The sequence below is a fragment of the Paenibacillus alba genome, from assembly GCF_013204855.1.
GTDB classification, from domain to species: domain Bacteria; phylum Bacillota; class Bacilli; order Paenibacillales; family NBRC-103111; genus Paenibacillus_E; species Paenibacillus_E alba.
Genome location: NZ_JABMKZ010000028.1, coordinates 63,446 through 88,258, shown reverse-complemented (window position 1 = coordinate 88,258; position 24,813 = coordinate 63,446). Strand labels below are relative to the sequence as shown.

The 24,813-nt window shown below is 39.8% G+C and carries 20 protein-coding genes; 16 read left to right on the top strand and 4 right to left on the bottom strand.

Translation table 11 applies throughout. From position 1 onward, the window contains the following. Positions 1–62 precede the first annotated feature (62 nt). From HQN90_RS27105 to HQN90_RS27085, 5 genes are all read left to right on the top strand, one after another. A complete protein-coding gene (locus HQN90_RS27105) occupies positions 63–1,058 on the top strand; it encodes a virulence RhuM family protein (protein WP_173224549.1) in 996 nt (331 codons plus the stop codon). 122 nt (positions 1,059–1,180) lie between these two features. Then, the gene (locus tag HQN90_RS27100) at positions 1,181–1,510 is read left to right on the top strand and encodes a nucleotide pyrophosphohydrolase (protein ID WP_173224548.1); all 330 of its coding nucleotides are present in this window, start codon (positions 1,181–1,183) and stop codon (positions 1,508–1,510) included. Between the two features lie 19 nt (positions 1,511–1,529). Next, the gene (locus HQN90_RS27095; protein WP_173224547.1) at positions 1,530–3,488 is read left to right on the top strand and encodes a DUF2075 domain-containing protein; all 1,959 of its coding nucleotides are present in this window, start codon (positions 1,530–1,532) and stop codon (positions 3,486–3,488) included. Between the two features lie 168 nt (positions 3,489–3,656). After that, positions 3,657–7,610 (top strand): AAA domain-containing protein, encoded by a 3,954-nt coding sequence (locus tag HQN90_RS27090; protein ID WP_173224546.1) that lies wholly within the window; start codon positions 3,657–3,659, stop codon positions 7,608–7,610. Positions 7,611–7,848: 238 nt separating this feature from the next. Beyond that, the gene (locus tag HQN90_RS27085; RefSeq protein ID WP_173224545.1) at positions 7,849–11,043 is read left to right on the top strand and encodes a DUF3427 domain-containing protein; all 3,195 of its coding nucleotides are present in this window, start codon (positions 7,849–7,851) and stop codon (positions 11,041–11,043) included. Between the two features lie 7 nt (positions 11,044–11,050). Here HQN90_RS27085 and HQN90_RS27080 read toward each other — a convergent pair whose 3' ends face one another. Continuing rightward, a complete protein-coding gene (locus tag HQN90_RS27080) occupies positions 11,051–11,434 on the bottom strand; it encodes a (deoxy)nucleoside triphosphate pyrophosphohydrolase (RefSeq protein ID WP_173224544.1) in 384 nt (127 codons plus the stop codon). Positions 11,435–11,571: 137 nt separating this feature from the next. Then, positions 11,572–11,919, bottom strand: a complete 348-nt coding sequence (locus tag HQN90_RS27075; protein WP_173224543.1) for a helix-turn-helix domain-containing protein — start codon at positions 11,917–11,919, stop codon at positions 11,572–11,574. 261 nt (positions 11,920–12,180) lie between these two features. Here HQN90_RS27075 and HQN90_RS27070 point away from each other — a divergent pair, with 261 nt between their 5' ends. The 3 genes from HQN90_RS27070 (at position 12,181) to HQN90_RS27060 (ending at position 14,876) form a co-directional block, all read left to right on the top strand. Further along, the gene (locus HQN90_RS27070) at positions 12,181–12,438 is read left to right on the top strand and encodes a hypothetical protein (RefSeq protein ID WP_173224542.1); all 258 of its coding nucleotides are present in this window, start codon (positions 12,181–12,183) and stop codon (positions 12,436–12,438) included. 192 nt (positions 12,439–12,630) lie between these two features. Further along, positions 12,631–13,275 carry a DUF7986 domain-containing protein gene (locus HQN90_RS27065; RefSeq protein ID WP_173224541.1) on the top strand — a complete coding sequence of 215 codons (645 nt, stop codon included), beginning with the start codon at positions 12,631–12,633 and terminating at the stop codon, positions 13,273–13,275. 464 nt (positions 13,276–13,739) lie between these two features. Then, on the top strand, positions 13,740–14,876 hold the full coding sequence (locus tag HQN90_RS27060) for an MORN repeat-containing protein (RefSeq protein ID WP_173224540.1): 1,137 nt from the start codon (positions 13,740–13,742) through the stop codon (positions 14,874–14,876). A gap of 92 nt (positions 14,877–14,968) precedes the next feature. On the opposite strand, the gene HQN90_RS27055 is transcribed toward HQN90_RS27060, so the two are convergent. Further along, complete coding sequence (locus tag HQN90_RS27055) at positions 14,969–15,307, bottom strand: hypothetical protein (RefSeq protein WP_173224522.1); 339 nt, start codon at positions 15,305–15,307, stop codon at positions 14,969–14,971. Positions 15,308–15,520: 213 nt separating this feature from the next. Between HQN90_RS27055 and HQN90_RS27050 the strand changes: the two genes are divergently transcribed. The 5 genes from HQN90_RS27050 to HQN90_RS27030 all read left to right on the top strand — a co-directional run bounded on the left by HQN90_RS27050 (position 15,521) and on the right by HQN90_RS27030 (position 19,196). Then, entirely contained in the window at positions 15,521–15,871 is a 351-nt protein-coding gene (locus HQN90_RS27050) for a DUF805 domain-containing protein (RefSeq protein ID WP_079414670.1), read from the top strand. Positions 15,872–16,134: 263 nt separating this feature from the next. Continuing rightward, on the top strand, positions 16,135–16,392 hold the full coding sequence (locus HQN90_RS27045; RefSeq protein ID WP_173224520.1) for a hypothetical protein: 258 nt from the start codon (positions 16,135–16,137) through the stop codon (positions 16,390–16,392). Continuing rightward, positions 16,389–16,778: an aspartyl protease family protein gene (locus HQN90_RS27040; RefSeq protein ID WP_246362863.1), complete on the top strand. Its 390-nt coding sequence runs from the start codon at positions 16,389–16,391 to the stop codon at positions 16,776–16,778. Before HQN90_RS27045 ends, HQN90_RS27040 begins: the two co-directional genes overlap by 4 nt. A gap of 67 nt (positions 16,779–16,845) precedes the next feature. Then, on the top strand, positions 16,846–16,998 hold the full coding sequence (locus HQN90_RS27035) for a hypothetical protein (protein ID WP_173224518.1): 153 nt from the start codon (positions 16,846–16,848) through the stop codon (positions 16,996–16,998). Between the two features lie 110 nt (positions 16,999–17,108). Continuing rightward, a complete protein-coding gene (locus HQN90_RS27030; protein WP_173224516.1) occupies positions 17,109–19,196 on the top strand; it encodes a TerD family protein in 2,088 nt (695 codons plus the stop codon). Between the two features lie 61 nt (positions 19,197–19,257). Here the strand turns inward: HQN90_RS27030 and HQN90_RS27025 are convergent, their stop codons facing one another. Beyond that, positions 19,258–20,775 carry a stalk domain-containing protein gene (locus HQN90_RS27025; RefSeq protein WP_173224514.1) on the bottom strand — a complete coding sequence of 506 codons (1,518 nt, stop codon included), beginning with the start codon at positions 20,773–20,775 and terminating at the stop codon, positions 19,258–19,260. 258 nt (positions 20,776–21,033) lie between these two features. Between HQN90_RS27025 and HQN90_RS27020 the strand changes: the two genes are divergently transcribed. The 3 genes from HQN90_RS27020 to HQN90_RS27010 all read left to right on the top strand — a co-directional run bounded on the left by HQN90_RS27020 (position 21,034) and on the right by HQN90_RS27010 (position 24,725). Next, positions 21,034–22,059, top strand: a complete 1,026-nt coding sequence (locus tag HQN90_RS27020; RefSeq protein ID WP_173224512.1) for a LacI family DNA-binding transcriptional regulator — start codon at positions 21,034–21,036, stop codon at positions 22,057–22,059. Positions 22,060–22,283: 224 nt separating this feature from the next. Then, complete coding sequence (locus tag HQN90_RS27015; protein ID WP_173224510.1) at positions 22,284–23,306, top strand: LacI family DNA-binding transcriptional regulator; 1,023 nt, start codon at positions 22,284–22,286, stop codon at positions 23,304–23,306. Positions 23,307–23,399: 93 nt separating this feature from the next. After that, complete coding sequence (locus HQN90_RS27010) at positions 23,400–24,725, top strand: ABC transporter substrate-binding protein (RefSeq protein WP_173224508.1); 1,326 nt, start codon at positions 23,400–23,402, stop codon at positions 24,723–24,725. Positions 24,726–24,813 lie beyond the last annotated feature (88 nt).

The following is a 24,813-nucleotide window of genomic DNA, read 5'->3' as shown; positions in this document are numbered from 1 at the left end:
GTATTCTATATATGGTAAAATGGGAACATATGATTCTATATGGGAATAGGAGCTGTTGGGAAATGGATAATAAGACTGACCTTTTAATTTATCAGACAGAAGATGGGAACACCAAAATAGATGTCAAGCTCGAGAACGGCACCGTATGGATGACCCAGAAAGCCATAGCGGAGTTGTATCAAACGACATCGCAGAATATTACCCTTCATATAAAGAACGTTTATAATGAAAACGAACTTCATCAGGATTCAACTTGTAAGGAATACTTACAAGTTCAAGTTGAAGGATCTAGAGAAATAAAAAGAAGCATCAAACACTACAACCTGGAAATGATTATTTCAATTGGCTATCGTGTCCGTTCTCATAGAGGCACACAATTCAGGCGTTGGGCTACAGAGCGACTGAACGAGTATCTTGTTAAAGGGTTTACAATGGATGACGAACGATTAAAGGACATGCGTCATTTCGGACAAGACTACTTTGATGAACTCATCCAGCGTATCCGTGACATTAGAGCGTCGGAGAAAAGATTCTATCGCAAAATCACTGATATCTATGCTTTATCCATAGATTATGATCCCCATACCGATATTTCCAAAGAGTTCTTCGCCACCGTTCAGAATAAATTACATTTTGCAATCCATGGTCATACTGCAGCAGAATTGATCGTCAAACGAGCAAACTCAGACATGCAGAATATGGGCTTAATAACCTGGAAGGGTGACAAGGTAAGGAAAGGTGATGTTACAGTCGCTAAGAATTATCTTACCGATAAAGAGATTCAGTCTTTGAACCGTATTGTTACCATGTACTTGGACTATGCAGAGGATCAAGCTGAACGACAATCTCCAATGTATATGAAGGACTGGATAGATAAGCTGAACTCATTTCTAAAGTTTAATGAGCGTGAGATTTTGACTAACGCAGGGAGTATTTCTCAGGATATAGCCGAAAAACTGGCAACCAGTGAATACGAAAAATACAATAAAAGACGACTCGCGTTGGATGAAGATAATGAATTTGATGACTTCATAAAAAAGAATCGGTTAAAAAAATAAGAAGACCAAAAAAGGGCGCGTGAATATCTCCAAAGGGGCATTCAACAGGTCCTTTTTTCTGGATCAAATGATATTGGGGCATTTTTTGAGGATTGGGTTGGAGTAGAATGGAGGGCTATGAAATGGATGCTATCATAAAGAAAATTATTGAATTTAGAGATGAGCGGGATTGGAAACAATTCCATAACCCTAAGGATCTTGCTATCTCTTTAACATTAGAAGCAAGCGAATTGCTAGAGAATTTTCAGTGGAAAGATAGTTCTGAGGCACTCAAACAGAACATGGAGCAGATTAAAGATGAATTAGCTGATGTGTTGATTTATTCGCTCATGATTGCCCATGATTTAGAGATTGATATTGAATCGGCGATTTTAAACAAAATAGATAAAAATGCGAAGAAATACCCTGTAGAAAAATCTAAGGGTACAGCGAAGAAGTATTCTGAGGAATGAGAATAGAGGGTAGTCATCTATGATTATTTATGAAGCAACCAAAGAAGAGTTCATGGATCATGTAACTGAAGATAGTATTGCGGTTAAGATTTATGAGTCAATGGTGGAAAAAATGGGCCGCACCTCTGCAAGTGAAATCAATTCGTGGAACAACTCGATGAATTACATGTATAAGGTGCTCAATACTTGCCAGATCCCAAATGATATTACAATTGCTATTGAATATAAGGTGCCGGCTAATGGCAGAAGAATAGATTTTATTTTGACTGGATTAGATGAGAATAATCAGAACTCTGTTGTTATCATTGAATTAAAGCAATGGCAGCATATAAGTGTAGTTGAACATAAGGATGGTGTGGTAGAAACTTTTGTTGGACGTGGATTGAGGGAGATGACACATCCATCCTATCAGGCTTTGACTTATGCAAACTTAATTACAGAATATAATGAGACGGTTAGAAATGAACAAATATCCTTATATCCCTGTGCCTATTTGCATAACTACATTCAAACTAACAATGACCCCTTAACTGATGTGCTCTATGAGAAGTATGTAACTGAAGCACCTGTTTTTACTAAAGGAGATGCTTTAAAGCTAAGAGGGTTTATCTCAACGTATATTAAGAAAACAGATCATAAAAAACTCTTATATCTCATTGAGCATGGAAAAATAAAGCCCTCAAAATCCCTACAAGATGCTTTGCTAGGAATGTTAGATGGTAACGATGAATTTATGATGATTGATGAGCAGAAAGTTGTGTTTGAGACAGCTATTCATATGGCTATGAAAGCTCGCACCTCCGATAAAAAACAAGTGCTTATTGTCGAGGGGGGGCCTGGAACAGGGAAATCAGTACTAGGAATAAATCTTCTAGTTAATCTAACCTCTAAGGATCTTCTGTGCCAGTATGTGACCAAGAACAGCGCCCCAAGAGAAGTATATACAAAAAAACTTCAAAAGAATCATAAAAAGGCATTCATCACCAATATGTTTAAGGGATCAGGCGTCTTCTATGAGTCGATAAATAATGAGTTAGATGTATTAATCGTAGATGAAGCTCATCGATTGAACGAGAAGTCGGGTTTATTCAAAAATAAAGGCGAGAATCAAATGAAGGAAATTATTCATGCTGCCAAGTTCTCTGTTTTTTTCATTGATGAGTATCAAAAAATTGCAATGCATGATGTTGGAAACAAAGAACAGATTAAGAACTATGCCTTGCAGTATGGGGCTGAGATTGTTGAAATGGAACTAGAATCACAATTTCGATGCAACGGTTCAGATAGTTATCTAGCATGGTTGGATGATGTATTGGGAATACGAGAAACTGCTAATTTCGAGGGATTTGACATTGAATATGATTTTCAAATATTTGATGATCCTAATGAGCTTAGGAACCAAATTTTCGAGAAGAACCAACTTGATAATAAAGCTAGAATTGTTGCAGGATACTGTTGGGACTGGAAGTCTGACGGGAAGGGCAATAGCAACATCCATGATATTTCGATTGATGAGCATAATTTTCACATGAGTTGGAACTTAAGCAACACAACTACATGGGCGATCGATCCTGAATCGGTTGAACAAGCAGGCTGCATTCATACATCGCAGGGTCTTGAATTTAACTATGTTGGTGTAATTATTGGTGATGATTTGCGTTATAGAAATGGTGAACTTATTACAGATCCGTTTAAACGTGCTAAAACTGATAAGTCACTCTCTGGTTTTAAAAAGATGCATAAGGAAGATAGGCATAATGCATTAAAGATCGCTGATCAAATTATTAAGAATACATACCGTACATTAATGACTAGAGGACAAAAGGGTTGTTATGTTTATTGTGTAGATCCTGATTTGAAAGAGTATCTTACTCGGAGAATACAGAAGAAGCATGAGTTTGTTTATATGCCTTTTTCGAATAGTACGCTTCTTGCTGCGGAGCAAGCGGCAGCTTATCGGTTGAATGAATATGATTAAGGATGAAAGCTGAATAATATTAAATATGCCTTCCGGAGAACAAATCGTATCTCTTGAGGGCTTTTTGCAATAAAACATCAAAATGTATAAAATTGAAGGGTTTTGTCATTATTTGGAGAAAGATATAAGCGACAAGATAATAGTCAAGTTTCCTTTGGGGGTTAAGCGATGTCTAGTGGTTTAAGAGAAGCTTTACAGTATTATATCCGATATGAGGATTACTCAAGATTCATGAATTCTTCTCTTAACTCGGAAGAAGGGGAGCAACTCCACGAAAATGTTCTTGAGCATTCATCTCTCCTGAAAGAAACCATAGAGAAAAAAGAAATAGATGCTATACAGAGTAAGTTAGAAAGTTATCCAGAATTCAAGAATTTATCAATCAAGGAAAAAAAAGATAGAAGTAAGTGGAAAGCACTAATTCAAAGCATTATCTCAAAAGAAATAGATGTTGAAGAGTTCATTAAAAAAACTCCATTATCATACCCAGATAACATTTCAAACTTTAAATCTTATATTAGCCAATTAATAAATCATGATGTAGTAACGATTTGTTATCCATTGATGATAAAGCGTCTATCTGCTAACAAGAAGCCTTTGATTAGACCAGTTATTACTTTTAAATGCGAATTAACGGAAGAAGGCTTATTCACAAACTCTTTTGTCCTCAATCGAGAGAGCTTAGAGGTTATGCTGGCTGAAGCCGAGTCTTGTCCAGTAGAAGATGTGAGACTAATCGCAGCCCGAAAATATCAAGATATTGTGACTGCTATTGATAGTATTGAATCATCAGATATTAGCCAAATTATTAGTCTGATAGATCAATGTATAAAAGAACACATACCCAATTGGTCTATGAAGAGTTTACTTGATTTTAGGGAGTATTATGGATGGGTAATGACTCGTCGTATTTTTATTACAAAGGATGAGTTGAAGGAAATAAAAGAGTCTATTTTTAGAAAAGAGCTGGAACGCCTCGTTGAGAGGCAAGCCATCCACAGTGCACCTTTGTTAAGTAATTATGTATTTGGCAACCAGCAAGCCCTTGATTATCAATTTAAGCCCGAGCCTTCTGGAAGAGAATATCATTATGGAAGTTACACAGCAGAATACCCTGTTAATATCAAGCAATGGAGAATTATTCAGTCCTTAGAACATGCGAAGCTGCTTGCTGTGAATGGACCACCAGGTACAGGGAAAACGACGTTAATTAAGGAAATGATTGCTGATTATATGGTGCGAAAAGCTAGGCTTCTAATTGAAAAATGGGATCAACCATGGGAGTTAGTTGATGAGGGTCAAAAAAGGGAGCATTATCGATCTCCGTTTGGTGGTAGGAACCCATACTCTATTGTAATTACCAGTACAAACAACAAAGCTGTCGATAATATAGGTATTGAGTTATCAGAAGAAGTAGATTTATTCACTTCATTAAGCTTACTTTCAGTTGAAGGAGATTTTCCATTAGATGAATTTCTAGATGATGAAATTGGAGAATATGTTGGAGATGATGAAGCTTTAGAAAATCCAACAGGATTTATCTCTTTGTCACAGGACAATGTTAAATCTGTAGCATCTGGCTTTTTTTGTGCACGTTTAGGGAATATGTCAAATATGAATGAGTTTCGGCATAAAATTTTTAATCGATTACAGAAAGGACTCAAACATTCTCAAATTGAATCTTTGAAGAATGAGGCAGTCCGCGCTCATTTCAAAAATTCTATGGATGAGCTCGATGACCTTCAGCAAAACATTATCAAGTTTTGGGATTTACTTCAGCATTGTCTTTCAACAGCGATTCTAGACGATAACCGAGATCTTAATTTAAGTATTACTAAGTGCAGCAATGAAATAGAGAGAATTGCTTTAGAGTTAGAAGAGTCTACTATTGCACTAGAACTATTAAGAAAGCATAAGGGTATAAAAGAGGAAGAGTTTAAAGAAATTGAAGATGAACATCGTATTCGGAAAGAAGAAAAAGAGGTAGCCACGGATAATCTACGTCAAGCATATGATGATAAACAACTGCTAACGAATTGGAGTAAATTTCCTAATTCCCTTTTTTTCTTATTGCCTAAACGAAAGAGATTTAAAAAAATTAATCCATCCTTAGATTTCATACAAGAGATACGTATCCAACCATTGCAACAAGAAATAGAAAAGTGTAATAGTGTTATAGATGATTACAAACAAAATCATCCTACGCTTCAAATTGAAATAAGTAGTACTTCTGAGAAAATGAATGAGACCAACCAGAAGATAGATGAACTTGAAACCGTGATAACAAAACTGAATGATCGTTTAAGTTCTCTTCAATCTCTTTCTCAGCAAGAATCAGAATTAATTAAACGATTACAACTCCCTTCCGTAATTAAATTTTCTTACTACGAGTTAACTAACACTCCAATAGTTGTAAATCATCGTAAACACCTATTTGAATTAGCGTTAAAGGTGAATGAACAATATATTATCGAGCATCGTAAAGAAATTATATTTAATTTAGAAAAAATGGGAGAGCAACAAAGATGGTTTCAGGCATTTTATAGCGAAAAAGGCAAAAGATTGGATAATTATCAAGAGGGTATTAAAGCAATATGGGAGACATTCTTTTTGTGTTTTCCAGTCGCTACCACTACGTTGCATTCTTTTTCTGAAAATCTATTTCAACAACTTCCTGAGCTAATTGATACCTTGTTTGTTGATGAGGCTGGGCAAATAATGCCGCATTATTTATGTGCGCCTTTATTTCGAGCTCGAAAAGCTGTAGTGGTGGGGGATCCCGAACAGTTAGAACCAGTTCGTCCATTTACTATGAATTTAATTGAAGAAAGTAAAGTTGATGAACATTTACATGACAAAATATGTGTTTTGAAAAATAATGCTCAGGACTACGCAGATCGGGGAGGAGATTTTTTCGAATACATGGGAAATAAGAAAAAGGGAGTTATTCTTGATGAACACAGACGCTGTGAATCAAATATAATGAAGTTTTCTAATTTCCATGTTTATAACGAGATGCTTCATCTCACCAAAGCAGATAACCTGGATAAACTTTTTGGAGCTAACTTGGTTGCATTTGATATTAGAGGACTTAAAGATCAATATGCGCATCGTAACAGATCAGAGATAAGGGCGTGTCAAAGAATTGTAGAAATGCTTGTTGAGAAATATGGAGTGGATATTCGTAATAATATTGGTATCATTACACCATTTTCAGCTCAAGCGCGTGAATTAGCATCGGCTATAACTGGTATTGAAATAGGGACTGTTCATACATTTCAGGGGAAAGAAAAGAGGTTCATTCTCTTTAGTTCAGTAGTGGATGGTATTCATGCAAAAAACTTGGGGCTTTCTTATGTTATTGGCAATAAACCTAATATGCTGAATGTAGCCTTTTCGAGAGCAAAGGAACAATTTATTTTTGTAGGTAATCTAGAGACCGGTTTGGCCAGTGCAAACTATTTGGAACTTGCCATCCAAGCTATTCAAAAGAATGGTCTTATCTACAGCCTGTTCAACGAAGAATATGAGCAAGGTGTTACTGATAGCATGCGGAATGTTGCTTATGCTATATATCGGGATGAAATCGGGATCAGCGATGTGGATTCACGCTTTATTGAGGTAATAAACAGTGAACTGAATAATAATGTATTATTGAATCCTAAGAAGCATCACGGATTAATGACCAAAGCATTAGAATATTGCCGAGAGTCTCTAGGCATTGTGTCCCCTTGGACTAGCAGCACTGTCATGAATGCATCATTTTTCACATTATTAAAAGCTGCTCAAGACCGTAAAGTAGATATTCGTGTCCGTTTCGGTTATCAAAAAACTAAGTTTACGATCGATGATATTGATAAAATAGTAGAACGGGATAATTATAGTTTCAGTAATAAGGATGCAACTAAAACAGCTCTAAAAGAATTGCGTGGTATCATAGGCCAAGGACTTGCATATACACCTCCTCTTCATACAAAAGTAATGTTAATTGATAACAAGATTCTATTTATTGGCTCTCATAATTGGCTATCTAATACAGGAAGGCAAGCTCGTGAGGAAATAAGTTATCTTATTACTGATAAACAAGCCATTGAATATGTAAAGGTGAAATTTGGATTGTAAGTCTTGTTAGTTAGGGCTTTATTCTAGGGACGGATGAAGAATCCTCCTTGGAGTAAGCCCTTTCGTCTTCATATAGCGGCGATTAAACCTAGTTCACCAACAGCATAGTGTCATACGATTGAGAAATAAATCAATTAAAAGAGGAACAGCCAGTCGAATAGAACGATTCTTTATTCCATATCCCATTATATCCAGTATAATAAAACAGGAAGCATTTTCTAATTCTAGGAGGAACAACGTGAGAGAGCATCAAGGAGTTTTCGAAGAGATATTACATAAAAACAAAGAATATCCCTCCAATCAAATTACATATAACCTCCTACCACAGAATCATAACAACGCATTAATACAACAAGTCATGAAGGATATCAGTAAATCGTTCAGATATTTAGCAGATCAAAACCAACACGCTAAAATACTAGAATTAACGAACCAACTAAGGGCAATCATTCCTGATTTGGCCTCATATGACTTGGATATGCCGCTCAAAGCAATTCATTACAGGAATGATGATATTTCATTGCCGATGTATCCTGAATTATTCCTATCGCATCCGCTTCTACTAACGAATTCAACTGCGGACCCTATACATTTATTTAAGGCCCTTAAATATGAGTTGTTAACCGCGGACAATGCGTTTTTTATGGTTAGTTTTGTGCGGTGGTCAGGACTACAACTGCTAATTAGAGCCCTAGATGATCTAAGAAGAGAAGATCCAACCAAGAAAGTTAAGATATTAACATCAACTTATCTCAAGATTACAGAGCCTAAAGCGCTTCGTCGCTTATTAGAGATGCCAAATGTGGAGACAAAAGTATTTGACTCTGGTCGAGTATCTTTCCATACCAAAGCATATATGTTCGAGCGTAAATCAAGTCTAAATACGGTGATAATTGGTTCTTCTAATTTAACGTACTCAGCGCTACAGACAGGCCATGAGTGGAATGTGAAATTACCAGGGGATACGTATTATTCGATCTATGAGAATGCCAGAAAAACGTTCCAAATGTATTGGGATGATCAGAGGGCGATCCAGCTTAGTTTAGATTTGATTACAGCTTATGAACATGAATACAACAATAAAAAAATTATGTTAGTCAATCCATACTTAGCCGCGCAACATGTTGATCTGGTAAATGTTATGAATGACGACAACAGCCCAACAAAGAAGGAGATTTTACCGAATAAAATGCAAGAGGGAGCCCTTCATGCACTCGAGCAGACTAGATTAAATGGTCACAACAAGGGCGTTGTCATAGCTGCGACTGGAACTGGTAAAACGTATCTTTCTGCTTTTGACGTGAAGAATTTCGGGGCGGATAGGGTATTATTTCTTGCCCATAGAGATGAAATACTAGAGAGTTCTAGAAAAACATTTGCAAAGATATTTGATGATGCTAATAATTTATGCGGTAAGCTCACTGGAATTGAGAAAGATTGGGATAAACCGTACTTATTCAGTACTGTTCAGACTCTTTCTAGAGATGGTGTGTTAGAGAAATTTACGCCTGATTATTTTGATTATATTATCGTTGATGAATTTCATCATGCTGAAGCAGCTACCTATAGAAGGGTAATTGATTATTTTAAACCTAAGTTCTTACTAGGGCTTACGGCAACCCCGGATCGCATGGACGGCAGGGATGTTCTAGCAATTTGTGATAATAATGTCGTATATGAAATTCGTTTAAGGGATGCACTTAAAGAAGGGCTCTTAACACCTTTTCGGTATTTTGGTTTGAGTGACCCTACGATTGATTATGCACAGATTGAAGTGCTAAGTAACGGTCAATTTGCTGAAAAGGAGCTAGTACGTGCTCTGAACACGCATGAACGTGTTGATTATGTAATTAATATGATTAACAAGTTTGGACATGATGGTAATGTTATGACGGCTTTGGGTTTCTGCGCTTCAATTGAACATGCTCGTTATATGACGGATGAGTTTACAAGTCGAGGCTATATGGCAGCTTGTCTAACAGGTAACGATTCTCCGGACGAAAGGCAAGATATCATTAGTAAGTTGGAAAACGATAGTGATCCCCTTCAAATCATATTTACAGTAAATATTTTCAATGAAGGTGTGGATATTCCTAAGGTGAATTTGATTTTATTCTTGCGACCGACGGAATCGGCCACTATATTTATACAACAACTTGGTCGAGGATTGCGGAAAGTCGCAGGGAAAGAATATGTAACCATTTTAGATTTCATTGGGAATTATCAAAAATCATTTATTGTGCCGCTAGCCCTATCTGATCAACATAATCATAAAGCATTTGACCGGGATTCATTGCGAATCGCTATCGAAACTGAGTTTGCCGACTTACCAGATGGCTGCTTCGTAGATTTAGAAGAGGTTTCGCGGAAAGAAATTCTCAAGAAGATTGAGAATATTCGTATGGATCGAGACCTGCTACTTATGGAGCTTTATAACCAATTTAAGAGAGAGTTGGGTTATTCGCCCGAACTAAATGACTTCCTATACTATGATGGAGCTCCTAGCTTACACTTTTTTATAGCGAAATATGGCTCGTGGGTCGAAACTAAAAAGAAGATGAAGGATGTTAATTCATTCGACGTAGACCTATTGAATAGTAATGTAATGTTGGAAGTAGTTCAAAGATTAGAAGATATGTTGCCACTCAAATGGCCTTATGAGTTTTCAGTTATTTCCGCAGCTTTTGAGAAGGGAACTATTACAAGCGGCGATGTGATAGATGATTTAGGCTATAGATTCGGAATACGTGTTTCAGAGGAAGTACAAGGTAACAAGATTGATAAAGCTATGGAAAAGCTGGCAACGAAGCTGGCTAAACAGACTTGGTCTTTTGGGAGTTATGATAGTGGTAGTTTCACTGGGTCAGCTATTTTACAGCAGATTAAGGCAAATAAGGAGTTATTTAATTATATTAAAGATCGCTTAGAATATGGCTTGGCTGAATTTAGAAGGTTCTATAGACCGGATGTGTTTTTTGAAAGTCAGAAGAATGTAGTGCGGTATCAAAATTACACAAGAAATGATCTCATCTACTTGTTTGAGTCACCTGCGAAAGAAGGTACTTGGCGAGAGGGGGTAAGTCGGGTTGGGGATCATTACTTACTCTTTATTAATTTGAATAAAGGGGAGAAGGTTGCCGATCACTTACTGTACCATGACTATTTTGTAGATCAGCAACACTTCCATTGGCAAAGTCAAAATGCAACTTCTCACGAATCTCAACGCGGACAAGAGTTTATTCATCACACCAGTAAGGGAATTCATATACACTTATTCGTTAGAAAATTTGAAAAGATGCATAACGAAGTTCTACCCTTTACTTATCTAGGTGAAATCGATTATGTGAATAGCCATGGTGATAAACCGATGAATATCACTTGGAAATTACATGATCCTATTCCGGAAGCCATGTACACTGATTTTATCCGCTAATGATTGATTAGCAAATGACTGCGAGGGTGGGTAGATCGGCAGGTGCCCACTCCAGCTCTTTAAGTTTAGTTAAAGGCAACCAAAGTAATTTCTCGTGCTCACTGGCAACTGCATCGCCATCGATAATTTTAGCTTTATAAGTAATTAATCTAACAATAACGTTGGGATACTCATGAGTAGCATCGGCAACAAGTTCGCCTACCTCAATTGTACAGTTTAATTCTTCTTTAATTTCACGAGCTAGGCTTTCTTGAGGGGTTTCATTGTCTTCAATCTTCCCTCCAGGGAACTCCCAATAACCAGGCAATGACATTTGTTGAGAGCGGAGTGCACATAGCACTTCGTTCTTTTCATTATAAATAACTGCGCCGACAACATCGACTTTTTTCATGTTTTGTAATCTCCTACTCTAATTTAGATGTACTTATATTATAGCTTTAATTTAATGAGGTTCAAATAACAGGATAAATCCATTCTAACTTAGAAAAGAGCGACCTCGAAACCCAATTCGATGTCGCTCTTTTGATTTCATTTTTTCGTAAGTAAAATATCTCTAGATATTTTATGTATCAACTTAATTTCATCAACGCTTCTATCTTCAAGGAATTGTTTATGTACCTCTAACACTGCCGTTTTATCAAAATCATTGGATGTAACATCAATCTCATCAAAGTTAAAGAAAGCTCCAAGATCCATATCAAGAGCGGTTATGATTTTATCCAGTGAGTCGAGTGAGATGTTCCGAGTGCCTCTTTCAACATCCCCAATATATGAATTCTTCAATAGAGCCAGTTCTCCGAGCTTTTCTTGTGAAAATCCTCTTTGTTTTCGAACCATTCGGACTCGTTCGCCAACTAATTTACGTAAGTTACCCAAAATAACCACCTCAGTAATAGAGTAGGTTTTAAATAATGTAGCAAACAGACCTGTTATAGTGTATATTATTAATAATTACACTTATAAGTAATACCTTATACAAAGAAGTACCAATTAACTGGATTTACAAAGAATGATACAGAAAGGAGATCATTTCCTCATTTTCGTAGGAGCCTGCACGATAGCTATTGTGAGCTACTAAACTCAGCATTAACAGAAAAGAAGTTGGTTAAACATTGCCTATCATCGGAGGTGAGCCACATGAACGATATCCTTGCCAAATACAATGAAACCATTAAAGAAGAACAAATACTCATACAAAGAATCAACGTGTGCAAAGAATTCATAGAAGTTATCCTGACGTACATCTCCGAGAAGGCAGATTCTATTCACTTGCTTACAGCAGAGGACATTGTTACTTCGGTTCATACCATAGGTCAGGACTTGGATACGGAATTGCTTCATTTGAGGCTGGAGAAGGGGATTTTGGACAATAAGCTCAAAGGGTTAATGGAGTAATAGGATCTACTCAACCTCTCTATATGAGAGGTTTTTTTCTTTTCCACCGATTTCGTCAAATTTATTTAATAGAACAGATATTTTGCGCAGCGCATAAAGAAGGGTTTTTCATAGTGTTAAAAGAAGGATTATGTTAAGGTATCTAGCACCGCGGTTATTAAATGGTACTGAATTTAGAATGGAGGAATAACATTGGACAACATCGAGCGGTACAAGCAATATAGACAAACACTAATAGAACTGCATACAAAAATTTTAAATGATTACGTTGCTGAAGTTGATTTCAAGCAAGCCGCTCATATTTTGGGCATGCTTAACAACCGGGATCAGGTGGTTATTGAACATGAGACTGAGAATGATGCTCTATATGACTTTAATATTTATGAAAAATTCCGTGCTGGAAAGAATATATTATCACGTTTCGCGGAGAACTATTCCTCAGAGAATCAGATCGAGAACGACTTGATAGCGGCAATGCTGCAATCAAAGGCCTCCTTATACGAGGTCATACACGTCGATAAGATGGAAGGGGTGCTTATGCTAAATGACATTTTGAGTGACTCAGACGAGCCTATTAAAATCATCGATATTAGTTTAAGCAGCAACACAATAAGCAGTCCTCTGATCTACACACGAGTGCTCGATCTTGAGGGATTTAGCATGACATCTGGCTTAGGATTTGTTTTTTCTATTGATCATAAAGATTATATTTTGAAGCGAAGCCGGAAAATGCTTAAGAAACTGAAAAGTGGCGATTCCTCGCTAGACAACTTTATCACCTATTTTCATTTGAATCGTTCGGACGGGATTTTAACGAGGTTTGAGAATGTAAAGTGAGGGCCATGAGCAGATAAAACATCTGGGAGTGTCTTGACTCTCCTTCGTGTATGGGAGGAAACTAATTTTGAAAGCATATGTCTACTGCAATAAATGTGAATATAAAACTAAAGAGCATGACGTAATGTTCATGGCGATAGTAGAGGCCCTTCAGCATGGCGCAGTATACACGTATAAGCATAATAACGATAGATGCCCCATATGCAAGGCTAAAAATTCATTAAAGCAATCACAATAGTTGTTGCAAGATAGCGCAGCGACTCAATCACGAGATTAGCAGGTCTTCACAGCCTCTCAAGATGAGAGGTTTTTTGTTTTTTTGCCGAACAGCAAACACCCCTATGATACTTTCAAAATCACATTTAGTATGCTAACGTAGAAAAGTGGTCATTGTCTATGTGGGATTATATGTATTTCTTTCGCGTAGATGAGGTCCCCAATTAAATAATCTTTGAGGTGACATCATGAGAAATGTGCTCGCTATTTTGTTGTTAGTTTCGCTTCTTGCTATTAGTGGAACATTGGGCTACAAACTGTATGAGAAAATCACGGACCAGCCTGTCTACGTAAAGTCTGAACCATCTTCCTCCATACCTCCTGGTCAGAACGCTTCAACTGTCCTTGCCAATGAAAAGTTGCCGGACAGCGCCTCCAAGGCTGGAGAGAATGGAGCAGCAACTGCCAGCATGCCAGCGGCTACATCGTCAGTGCCTGCCAAAGCCGATAAGCCTGGCGCAGCTGTGAAAGAAACGACGGTCAAAATGTCTGATATAACATACAAATACATAGGTGAGGTAGTTAATGGTGTGGCGCATGGACAAGGGGCAGCTTATTACCCGAACGGACAAAAGCGTTATGAAGGTGAATTCGTGAATGGGAAAGCCAATCTGGTCGGCAAAACGTTTTTCGAGGACGGGAAACTGCGCTCAGAAGGAAAAAGGGTCAATGGAGTCATTCAAGACATAGGTTACAACAAGGACGGCAGCTTGTATTCGGAAATGACACGTCCAGATAATAATAAATTGGGAGATGCCAAAATTTATGCTCCCGAAGGCTATCTGCAATACGCAGGGCAGGTTACCCCAGATTCGGTCATTCCTGAAGGAACGGGAATTGAATACCATCCGAATGGAAAAACAAGGTATTCGGGAACGTTCAAGAACGGTACGTACAACGGAACGGGCACATTTATTTCCGACGATGAGCGGGATAAGTATGTAGGCCAGTTCACATCTGGTGTCATGTCAGGGAAAGGCAAGTTCTACGAATATGGAACGCTTTATTATGATGGCGAACATCAGGATGGTATTTATCAGGGTAAAGGCAAATTTTATATGAATGGCGCGATTGCCTACGACGGTGATTTCGTGGATGGAAATGCCAACGGAACCGGCAAGATGTACGATAATGGCAAGCTTGCGTATGAAGGAGAAGTTGTAGAAAATATACCAACAGGCAACGGAACAAGCTATTTGGGAAGTACCAATCTGAAGATCAGCATCGCGATCCGGAATCCTGGCGTACAGCAGTCTTCCGGCGTATCTTCCTTTAATGTGCCACAGGGAGTCCGTATTCCGACAAAGGGTGATATATTGAAGTAACTTTTTTAGGCGGATTGAAAGGACCCAATGGAAATTATTAAAAACAAAAAGGAGATTTGCATGTATGGATGCAGTCTCCTTTTTGCTTCTTATCAAATTTTCTCACTAAAGAATTTAAATTTGGTTCCAAGTAAATAAAGAATTGGTGTTAATAAGTAAAGGTTGAATACACTTGGAAACTTAGCAACCCCAAAATATAAGCACAATGGCAATGTAATAATTGCGGCAATAATGGCTAGCAGTTTCTTATTCATAAGAGAGAACAAAAGACTCACAATCGAAGGCAAGATGAGCAAGCAAGTAAGTGAAATAACATGTCCTAAATTTATGTCTTCTTGTTTGTAGGGATTGAAAAACAAAAAAATAATAGTCAGTATGATTGTATTTACTGTAGCAACGAGATTTAAATAATTGCTAATCGTATTCTTCATTGTGTTTTCTCCTTTAGACAAAGATGAGAATAAATCAACTACTAAATAATAACATTTATACAATGATATATAAAATTACGGGGAAAAATGTCGAATTTCACTGAAACTTTATAGAGAATTATGTAAAACTTTATCCTTTTTTAGTGAAAATGTTGTAAGATATAGTTGACGACAATTATTTCATCGTTTTTTTATGAATAAGGAGGACTAGAAATGGAATGGTATTTGAAGGTTTTAAAAAATTACGTAGGGTTTTCAGGCAGAGCGCGACGCAAGGAATACTGGATGTTTATGCTCTTTCATTTAATCGTCGTTGTAATTCTAGCGATCTTGGAAGCAATAACTGGGCTAAAATCAGTTTTAACTATTATCTATTCTTTGGCAATCTTATTGCCATCGCTAGCCCTCACTTTCCGGAGACTGCATGATACTGGAAGGAGCGCCTGGTGGATTTTCATTGGTTTAATCCCATTTGTCGGCTCTATTATTCTTATCGTATTTAACTGCCAAGATAGTCAGCCCAATGAGAACCAATACGGCCCGAATCCTAAGTTATTCGGATAACGGACTATATTGCTTGGTCCATTAGAAAATATTTAATCTATACAAAAAGAGCGACCTCGATAAATTCGATGTTGCTCTTTTTTGTATCATACCCGTTAAAGGTATGGATATGGGTTGTCTGAAACTTTATATCTTATGATATAATGAATGTATAAATTTGAGTTTGAGGAATAATCTGAATCCCTCGAAAATGGATTAAGTAGGGTTAATTCTATTTTTAATACGTATGTTTGTTGAAAATGTAAATGAAGGGGATATGAGATATGAAATGGCCAGAAATTTGTAACCATTACCCCAGTCGATTTGTTCTAGTGGAGGCGATTAAAGCAGTTTCAAAGAATCGTATGCGTACGATTGAAGAAATGACAGTTGTTGAAGAATATGATAATCCAATGAATGCTTGGGAAGGCTATAAGTTTCACCATAAGGAAAACCCTGAACGTGAATTTTATGTTTTTCACACAAGTAAACAAGAAATTGAAGTTATAGAGGAATACTTTACAGGAATTCGAAAATCATGATGAAGCTTAGAATTGATGACGGTCTTCCATTAGTTTCATTGTCATTAACATATGGGAAACAAACAATTAAGCTGAGTAATGTGTTGTTTGATACAGGGTGTGCCTCAACCATTTTTGACACGGATTTAATGGTCAATATTGGGTTGTATCTCGATATGATAAATGGAACTGCCAAAAGAATGTATGGTGTTGGTGGAGCAAGTGAGCTGTGTTATGAGCAAGTGGTAGAAGACTTACAAATTGGAAATTTTAATTTACCTTTTTTAAAACTTCAATTAGGTATGACAAGAGAGCCTTATGGTTTTGATGGAATATTAGGTATAGACTTCATGACTGCAGTTGGTTTAAAGGTGGACTTTAAAGAATTGAATATTAAGCATGATTAGAATCAAACATTGAAATCAAACATGGTTTAGTACGAAATCCTCTTAACGATTAGTTAAGGGGGTTTTGTTGTTATTTCAACATGAAAATGGCTATTTTTACGACCATCGCCATACTTCCACCATGTTCACCCCCTCCAAACTATGGGATGATAACGTTACTTCAGGCTATTGCCGTCCTTCCTTCTACAACTACCCGGATCTTAGGGCAGCAGCTTTCTAGAAGTGACAACGAATCAGGCTATTGCCTCTCTTCCTTCTAAAATCATCGGAGACCTAGAGAGGCAAGTTTCCTGATTGTATCCAGAACTTATGAGGAGGCGTTATGCCACAATGAGAAATACCATTTATCTAAGAAGAAATAGGAAGATCATGGTGCATCCTGGTCATAACCGTCTTCCTCACACATACATCGCAACAGCAATGAAAAATGTAGAGTACTTAGGATTTACCTTTTCAAAAAAGCTGGTAGACGTTCTTCAAACGTTGTCGGTTGATGAGTTTCTAAGCATGTATCATCCGTTGGTGGAGGATTTGAAGTCGCTGGTAGGGGCGAATACCGTGTTCCGGCCTATGTATCCCAATTTCCCGCAACAAGTGATGATGGCAAGTGATGCAGAGCTTTATTTGCAAGCGATCCATCATTATTTAACGCTGAAACTGCCCGAGCATGCTGCGCTGGAGAGATTTCTTTTGCTGGATCAGGTTGATTTGGAAATGATTGATCTAGGTAGTTTGGAAGATTTTGATCAAGTTATTCGGAATCTGATCGGAGCGAAAAGTTCGATATCCGAGGCGGACAAAGAAGATATTCAGCGGGTTATCGCTTCTTATGAGGATTGGAGTACGGTGCTGCCGGACGAGATTCCTTTAAAAGAGAATGTGGGATTCGTCGTGGCCGCGCTTCTTAAGTATGATAAGGCTGACATCAAGCTCATCGGAAAATATATGAAAACGGCAACGGATATCCTACGATTAGCGGCTGCGCTGTCGGAGGGGGATGTAAGCCTTGCAACGAATACGAAGTTCCGCAAGTTCAGGCGCCCAGAGAGGCGGTTGCTGCTGGAGTTGCTTGAGCAATGTGGGAACAAGGTAGAGGATATGCTGCGCTATAAAAATCGCTGGATTCGACTCGGAGAAATCCTGCATCCGGCTGAATACAAGCATAAGTATGACGGCTGCAAGGCAGCTTTTGACATCCTGCGCAATAATAAACCCTATGCAACGTTCGGTGGCAAGGTTGAGCATGCGCTTCGCCAGATGGATGCAGGCTTAGCTGCGGATCTATTGAAGAGTCGCGCCGGCGAGTTCGCCAGACGACTGGATCATTTGCTCAGGATCAGCGAGAATGCTCTCCCTATGGTTGAGAAGTTCACTGATATTGCCGCAGATGTGTCAACGCCAGTGCTGCTGCAAGTGATGGCACATTTTCAGCATCGGAATGAAAGGCAGGAACTGCGGACATTTTTCCCAAAAGGAAATGTAGGTAAAGCTGTAGCGATCCAGAACACGCTGCCCGATATTGAAGCCGAAACGTGTGAGGCGATTGTACACATATGCCAAAATACGCTAATAAAGCGATTCTCCGAACTTCCCGCGCTGGGGGACGTGTATGTCGATGAGAGGCTGAGGCGGTATGTGATGCCTTTTGCTCAAAGGTCGGCGAGTAAGGCACTGCGTACCCTCGTTCGTGGCAGTCGGCTGGAGATGCCGGAAGGGGACACGATCCGCTTTTTCTTATGGTGGAAGGAAGGAATCGTTAACGGCAAGCATACAGGAAGAGTGGATATTGACCTCTCGGCTGTGATGTATGATGAGAAGTGGCAGTATGTCGAGCATATCTCCTACACGAATCTGCGTTCTGATCGATATCAAGCGGCTCACAGCGGGGATATTACGTCGGCTCCTCATGGCGCTTGTGAGTTCATCGATATGGATATTCCTTCTGTTGTGAAATATGGTGGACGCTACATTGTTGCTTCGCTGAATTCGTTCACGGAGCAGCCTTACTGTGAGCTGCCGGAATGTTTTGCTGGGTGGATGATGAGGAAGTATCCGAGTTCGGGGGAGATTTTTGAACCTTCGACGGTTCTGGATCGCATTGATCTTGCCGCAGATACGAGGATTGCGATTCCCGTTATTATGGATTTGGTGGAGCGGGAGATCATCTGGTGCGACTTGGCCCTGAAGAAGCATCCTCACTACTACAACAATGTAGAGGAAAATCAAAAAGGGATGGTAGTCATGGGGAAAGCCATGACCTCCTTGAAAAAGCCTAACCTGTATGATTTGTTCATGCTGCATGCTGTGGCTAGAGGGCGAGTCGTGGGGCAAGCAGATCGTGCGCAGACGGTGTTTTCTGTGAGTGAAGGGATTACTCCTTTTGATATGGATCGGATTATGGCGGAGTTTATTGCTTGAATGTAAAAGAAAGAGCCTGCAAGCTTGCGGGCTCTTTCTTTGTTGTTCTATTTTGAAACTTCTATTTAGATTCATGGAATGTCATGCTATCAAGGATTTGTTGAAATTCTTTACTGGAGCTTTTATAAGTAACCTCATAGGACGAATTCAAAATGGTGTAGAAATGGGAATCCGACTCGAACACCAGGAGGGTGTCAATTCGTTTGTCCCAGTCGTTATTGTTTACATAGGTGATTTGCAGGGCATCGAGTCCGAGCGCCTTAGTCTGCTTTTCTTCGATGGTTGTTTCCTTGGTAATGCCTCTATCCTGTTTAACTTTATCTAAATATTGCACTAGTTTCATGCTTTTCAAGTCCTCGGAAGATTTAGGAGCTGAATAGATGAACAGCATTGTATAGTTGAAATACCGGATAGCAAGCTGAGCACCATCGGTGTCCATTTGACCCGTTTCAACTGATTTCGCTTCGTCTGCCATATCTCTCCACAAGCCATAAGCGGTAAAATGAAACTTGCCGTCTTTAGTCGCAAATCCTCTTTTCGTTTGGATGGTGACGAAGCGGCTTTTGTCATCCCATTCAACCTTGGCATCCACCGATTCCGATATGAAACGAACAGGAACAAACGTGTTGCCATCGACCAAGGTCGGAGCTACAGGCAGCGTGATGGCTTTGCCATTGACAAGTGCAACAGGATTATCAATTTGCAACTGGATTTGTACGCCTTCTTTTTTTCCTACGATAGTCTGCGTCTTTTCTTCCCAACTGATTTGAAGCCCTAAGCGATCAAAAATGGGTCTGAATTGAACGAGAGTCGTCGAATTCGTAATAAAAGGTGGAGAGTTGAATGGGACGGGATTGGCGTCCAGGTTTACTCGAATACCCGAGGCTTTAGGTGCATCGGCTTTTACTGTTTGAACGGCTACACCTTTGGCTTTTAAAGCGTTGATCACAGAGGCTGCGTTCTCATCTAAAGGATTATTTTCAAGTTGGACATCCTTCAAATTCGGCAGATCCAGTAATACATCGATATTGCTAATGTTATTCTGCCCGACATATAAAGTCTCAAGGGATGTTACATGGCGTAAAGGAGACAAATCCTTAATTTGATTGTTGTTGATGTGCAGATCGGTCAGTTTGGTTAAGTTGGACAAAGGCTCGATATTCTCGATTTCATTCCTGCTGATGAGGAGACGATTTAAGTTGGTGTTGCTCTTGAGCGGTTCGATATTAGAGATTTTATTCCCGTCTACAACAAGAAAGCTCAGGCTTTTCAAGTTATGAAGTGGTTCTAGTTGTTGAACATCATGCCCAGGGATAATCAGGCTGCTCAAATGCGTTGCATACTGAAGCCCTTCGATGCTTTTGATTTTTTTAGAGGGATCCTGTGGATAAAGTGAAGTTAGTTTCAGTAAATCAGCCTCTTCCAGAGGCTTTTGAAGCAAGTTTAGTTGCAGTCGAACAGCCGCTTCCAGATTCGAATCCGGGACTAATGATTCTTTTGCTTTGACATTTGCTGGGACGAAGAATAGAAGGAGAAGAGCAAGCAAGATGGAGACGGGATTCAATGAGGTTTTCGACAATTAGGTCACTTCCTTATGTTATGATTTACCAAATCTATTATAGTTGGTTATTGGTGAGAGTAAAGCGCTTTTTTCTACTTATCCAAATTTGGAAGGAACTGTGCTATTTTATGTCGAATTTATTCAGATGGACGATTAAAAAACTTAAATTGGACCATTCGACAGCCCTCATGTTTATTGAACATGAACGATTCCGTATATGGTATTATGGTACTACGCAAGGAATCATTATTTTTCGATAGGTCGGGGTGTATCCATTTGGCAAGCATCAAGGAAATAGCCCAGCACGCGGGCGTATCTCAGGGCACAGCTTCAATTGTTCTTAATGGAAAAGGAGACCAATATCGGATCTCGGCCAGTACGCAACAAAGAATTATCGAAGCAGCAAGACAATTAAATTATCAGCCGAATATATCTGCCAGGCGTCTTCGTAGCGGAGGGGAAACGGTGCTGCCGATCATCGCACTTTTTTGGGCATTGGACACCCGCACCGCGTTAATAAGCCGATTTTTGAAGGGGCTGCAGCACGCTTTATCCTCTATAGATGGAGAGTATGAGCTATTGATTCAACCCTATGTGGGAACGAAGTTGCATGAGGTGCGCAGCTTAATTACCGGAACCAGGTATAACGGAGCTATCATTGCCAATCCGACGGAAGAGGACGAGGCGTTCCTGGAGAATACGCTATTGAATGTTCCAATCGTCTTATACCAGCGAAGCTCGGCCAAATATTCCTCGGTGAATGTTGACAGTTTCAAGACAGGAGAGGAAGTCGCAGGTTTATTTGCCAGTCGGGGTCATAAGCATATTGGCGTTATTGTGCCAAATGTGTCCTCAAGTGCAATCAGGTTTCGCAAAGAAGGTTTCTTAGCGAAGGCAGCTGAGCTAGGCGTAGAGGTGAATCCGGCGCATATAGTTTTCTCGGATTTTTCCGAGCGCGGCGGGGATGAAGCCATCCGGCAATTGTTTAGGAATCAGGCAACTCCGCCTACTGCGTTATTTATCATCAGCGATCAGATGGCGGTGGGCGCTTTGGCGGCTCTGAACGAACTAGGTAAGCGGGTGCCGAATGAAATCGAAATCATCGGTCACGACGATGATGAGGTCACTAGCTATACGATCCCGACGTTGTCTACTGTGCATCTTCCTGTTGAGCAAATGGCTGAAGAATGCATACATCTACTAACGGGTCTAATGCATCACAGAACAACGGTCCCCGTAGCCAAAATGCTTGAAACGCATATAGTTGCTCGTAATTCTTGTGGTGGAGATCCAATTGAATAGGTCTGCAGAAAAGGATCGTTGATGTGAATGTTCACATCAACGATCCTTTTCTGCCTTCACGAGATTAGGTTGCTAAAACGTATTAACAAACGTATTGACATGAAAGCGCTTCTAAAATATAATGGGGACATATTAGAAAATACGTATTAGCAAAACGTATTAGCATAACGTATCAGCAGTCGTAATTATCGAACAGTTGCATGTTTGGAAGCGTGAGGTGGCGTATGGCCAGCATCAAGGAAATTGCACACTTAGCAGAGGTCTCACAGGGAACTGCTTCTATGGTACTCAATGGTAAAGGCGATCATTACCGGATATCACAAACGACCCAACAGAAAATTCTTGAGATTGCGAGACAGCTTAATTATCAGCCGAATATCTCGGCTAGGCGTTTGCGAAGCGGAGGCGAAACGGTTTTACCGATCATAGCCTTGTTCTGGTCGCTTGATACCCGTACCGTCTTGATCAACCGTTTTTTGAAAGGACTTCAAAGCTCGTTTGCCTCTTTGGATCAAGAATACGAATTGTTAATCCAGCCTTATGTAGGCACCAGATTGCATGAGATTGACAGCCTGCTGACAGGAACTCGTTATAATGGCGCAATTATTGCGAATCCTACGGAGAAAGATGAAGAATACTTGGAGAACACCAACCCGATGGTGCCCATCGTGTTGTATCAACGAAGCTCTACCCGATATTCTTCGGTGAATGTCGATAGTTATAGGACAGGTGAACAGGTTGCAAATCTGTTTGATAGCCGTGGGCATCGCGATGTCGGACTTATTGTCCCCAGTGTTTCTTCCAAGGCGATCCGACTTCGAATGGAAGGGTTTATGGCTAAGGCCAAGGAGTTAGGCTTGAACATTTCTGCGGAACATCATGTGTTCGAGGATTTCTCTGAAAAAGGTGGCTATCAGGCTATACAACGATTACTGAATAGTGGAAGTCGGCTGCCTAGCGCCATATTTTGCATTAGTGATCAAATGTCAGTAGGCACTTTAATGGGGTTGAATGAAGCTGGTAAGTCAGTGCCGGATGATATCGAAATCGTCGGACATGACAACGATGAAGTTACACGTTATACCATTCCGACATTAACAACCGTTCACCTGCCTGTTGAGGAAATGGCGGGCGAATGTTTCAGATTATTGACGGAGCTGATGCAGCACAAGTATCAAGAAGCAGTTATTCAACGATTTGAAACTAGTTTGGTCTTCCGCAAGTCCTGCGGGGGCTATAAGGATTAAACTGGATTTGCTTATTAGTGGCTTTGAATCGTGACGTTCCAACTCTGAATTCAAAGCCCTGTAAGACATATACAATGCATAGGGAGGATTCATATGAAACTCAAAAGGGTGTCTGCATTGCTTGCTTCAACCGCACTTCTCACATTAGTAGTCGCTTGTCAAACTAAGGAAAGCACACAAGCTGGGGCAACGCCTGCAGCCAGCGGATCCGCGCAGCCAAGCGGTCCAATCAACATTGATTACTGGGGAGGCTGGACGGGGCCGGATCTGGAAACGATGAAAGGGCTGGTTGGCAAATTCAATGCTGAGCAAAAAAAGATTCATGTCGAATTTACTTCCATGCAGTGGACGCCGCTCTTTACAAAGTTTCTGACGGAAATGAAAGGTGGGCAACCACCGGATGTGTTAGCGATGCATCCATTTGAAATCGGGCAATTCGCAGAAATGGGAGTTCTTGATGCGAAGGCCTTGGAGTCTGCGAAGTTGACCAAAGCGGATTACTCCGATTTTGCATGGGGGGGCACGATGTACAAAGGGAAGCAGTACGCAGTGCCGTTGGACGTCCACATGCATGGTTTGTTTTTTAACAAAGAAATGCTAGAGAAGGCAGGAGTTGCTGCAGCGCCGAAGACTGGGGATGAGTTGATCGCGTTTGCGCAGAAGCTGACCCTAGACAAAAATGGTAAACACCCAAATGAAAGCGGTTTCGATGATAATAATATTACGCAATATGGCCTGGGCTTCAATATGAATCACCACGCCTTCTATCAGTTCTATGCTTTGCTCAGCCAACAAGGAGAGAATCCATTTAAAGAAGATATGAAGAAATTGGATTTCGACGAGCAAAAAGCAGCCAAAGCGTTCGGCTTCCTGGAGGATTTGATTTTTAAGTATAAAGTAGTTCCAAAGGGCGAGAAGTCCCCCGTGGATGATTTTATTTCCGGTAAAGTGGCGATGATTGTTGATGGCCCATGGCAAATGCCGAAGCTGGAAACTTCCAGTGTGAAATGGGGCAGCGCACCTTACCCTAAGGTGTTTGATAAACAAGTGGCGTGGGGAGCGGCTGAGGTGCTGACTTTCCCGGTTAATGAGAAAGCGAATGCCAGCGAAAAGGCGGCAGCGGTCGAGTTCGTCAAATGGTTGGATAAAAACTCGGGTGAATGGGCGAACTCCGGACAATTACCTTCGAGCAATTCAGGTATGGAAGTAGCGAAGAAGATGCCTGGCAGAGAAGCGTTTGTAAGCAGCTTGAGCAATGCGGTGCTGTTGCCGGCACATCCGAAATCTGCCCAGTTGTTCTCCAGCACGGCACCAAGTCCGATCCTTACAGCTGCGCAGGATGCTGTTTTGAACAATAAAAATCCTCTTGAAATTGTTAAACAACTGAAGAAGGACATCAATGCCATTTTAGCCGAATAGCAACAAGTTCAATCATTCAGGATACGGTCGAACCAATCGATCGATCGTATCCTTTTCCTACACATGCTACTAGAAAGGGTTGTAGACT

Excerpts from the sequence above, each read along its gene's own strand:
- HQN90_RS27015 (WP_173224510.1), top strand. The coding sequence starts at position 22,284 with ATGGCCAGCATCAAGGAAATTGCACACTTAGCAGAGGTCTCACAGGGA.
- HQN90_RS27055 (WP_173224522.1), bottom strand. The coding sequence starts at position 15,307 with ATGAAGAATACGATTAGCAATTATTTAAATCTCGTTGCTACAGTAAAT.
- HQN90_RS27045 (WP_173224520.1), top strand. The coding sequence starts at position 16,135 with ATGAAATGGCCAGAAATTTGTAACCATTACCCCAGTCGATTTGTTCTA.
- HQN90_RS27060 (WP_173224540.1), top strand. The coding sequence starts at position 13,740 with ATGAGAAATGTGCTCGCTATTTTGTTGTTAGTTTCGCTTCTTGCTATT.
- HQN90_RS27030 (WP_173224516.1), top strand. The coding sequence starts at position 17,109 with ATGAGAAATACCATTTATCTAAGAAGAAATAGGAAGATCATGGTGCAT.
- HQN90_RS27070 (WP_173224542.1), top strand. The coding sequence starts at position 12,181 with ATGAACGATATCCTTGCCAAATACAATGAAACCATTAAAGAAGAACAA.
- HQN90_RS27040 (WP_246362863.1), top strand. The coding sequence starts at position 16,389 with ATGATGAAGCTTAGAATTGATGACGGTCTTCCATTAGTTTCATTGTCA.
- HQN90_RS27105 (WP_173224549.1), top strand. The coding sequence starts at position 63 with ATGGATAATAAGACTGACCTTTTAATTTATCAGACAGAAGATGGGAAC.
- HQN90_RS27010 (WP_173224508.1), top strand. The coding sequence starts at position 23,400 with ATGAAACTCAAAAGGGTGTCTGCATTGCTTGCTTCAACCGCACTTCTC.
- HQN90_RS27080 (WP_173224544.1), bottom strand. The coding sequence starts at position 11,434 with ATGAAAAAAGTCGATGTTGTCGGCGCAGTTATTTATAATGAAAAGAAC.
- HQN90_RS27090 (WP_173224546.1), top strand. The coding sequence starts at position 3,657 with ATGTCTAGTGGTTTAAGAGAAGCTTTACAGTATTATATCCGATATGAG.
- HQN90_RS27100 (WP_173224548.1), top strand. The coding sequence starts at position 1,181 with ATGGATGCTATCATAAAGAAAATTATTGAATTTAGAGATGAGCGGGAT.
- HQN90_RS27050 (WP_079414670.1), top strand. The coding sequence starts at position 15,521 with ATGGAATGGTATTTGAAGGTTTTAAAAAATTACGTAGGGTTTTCAGGC.
- HQN90_RS27095 (WP_173224547.1), top strand. The coding sequence starts at position 1,530 with ATGATTATTTATGAAGCAACCAAAGAAGAGTTCATGGATCATGTAACT.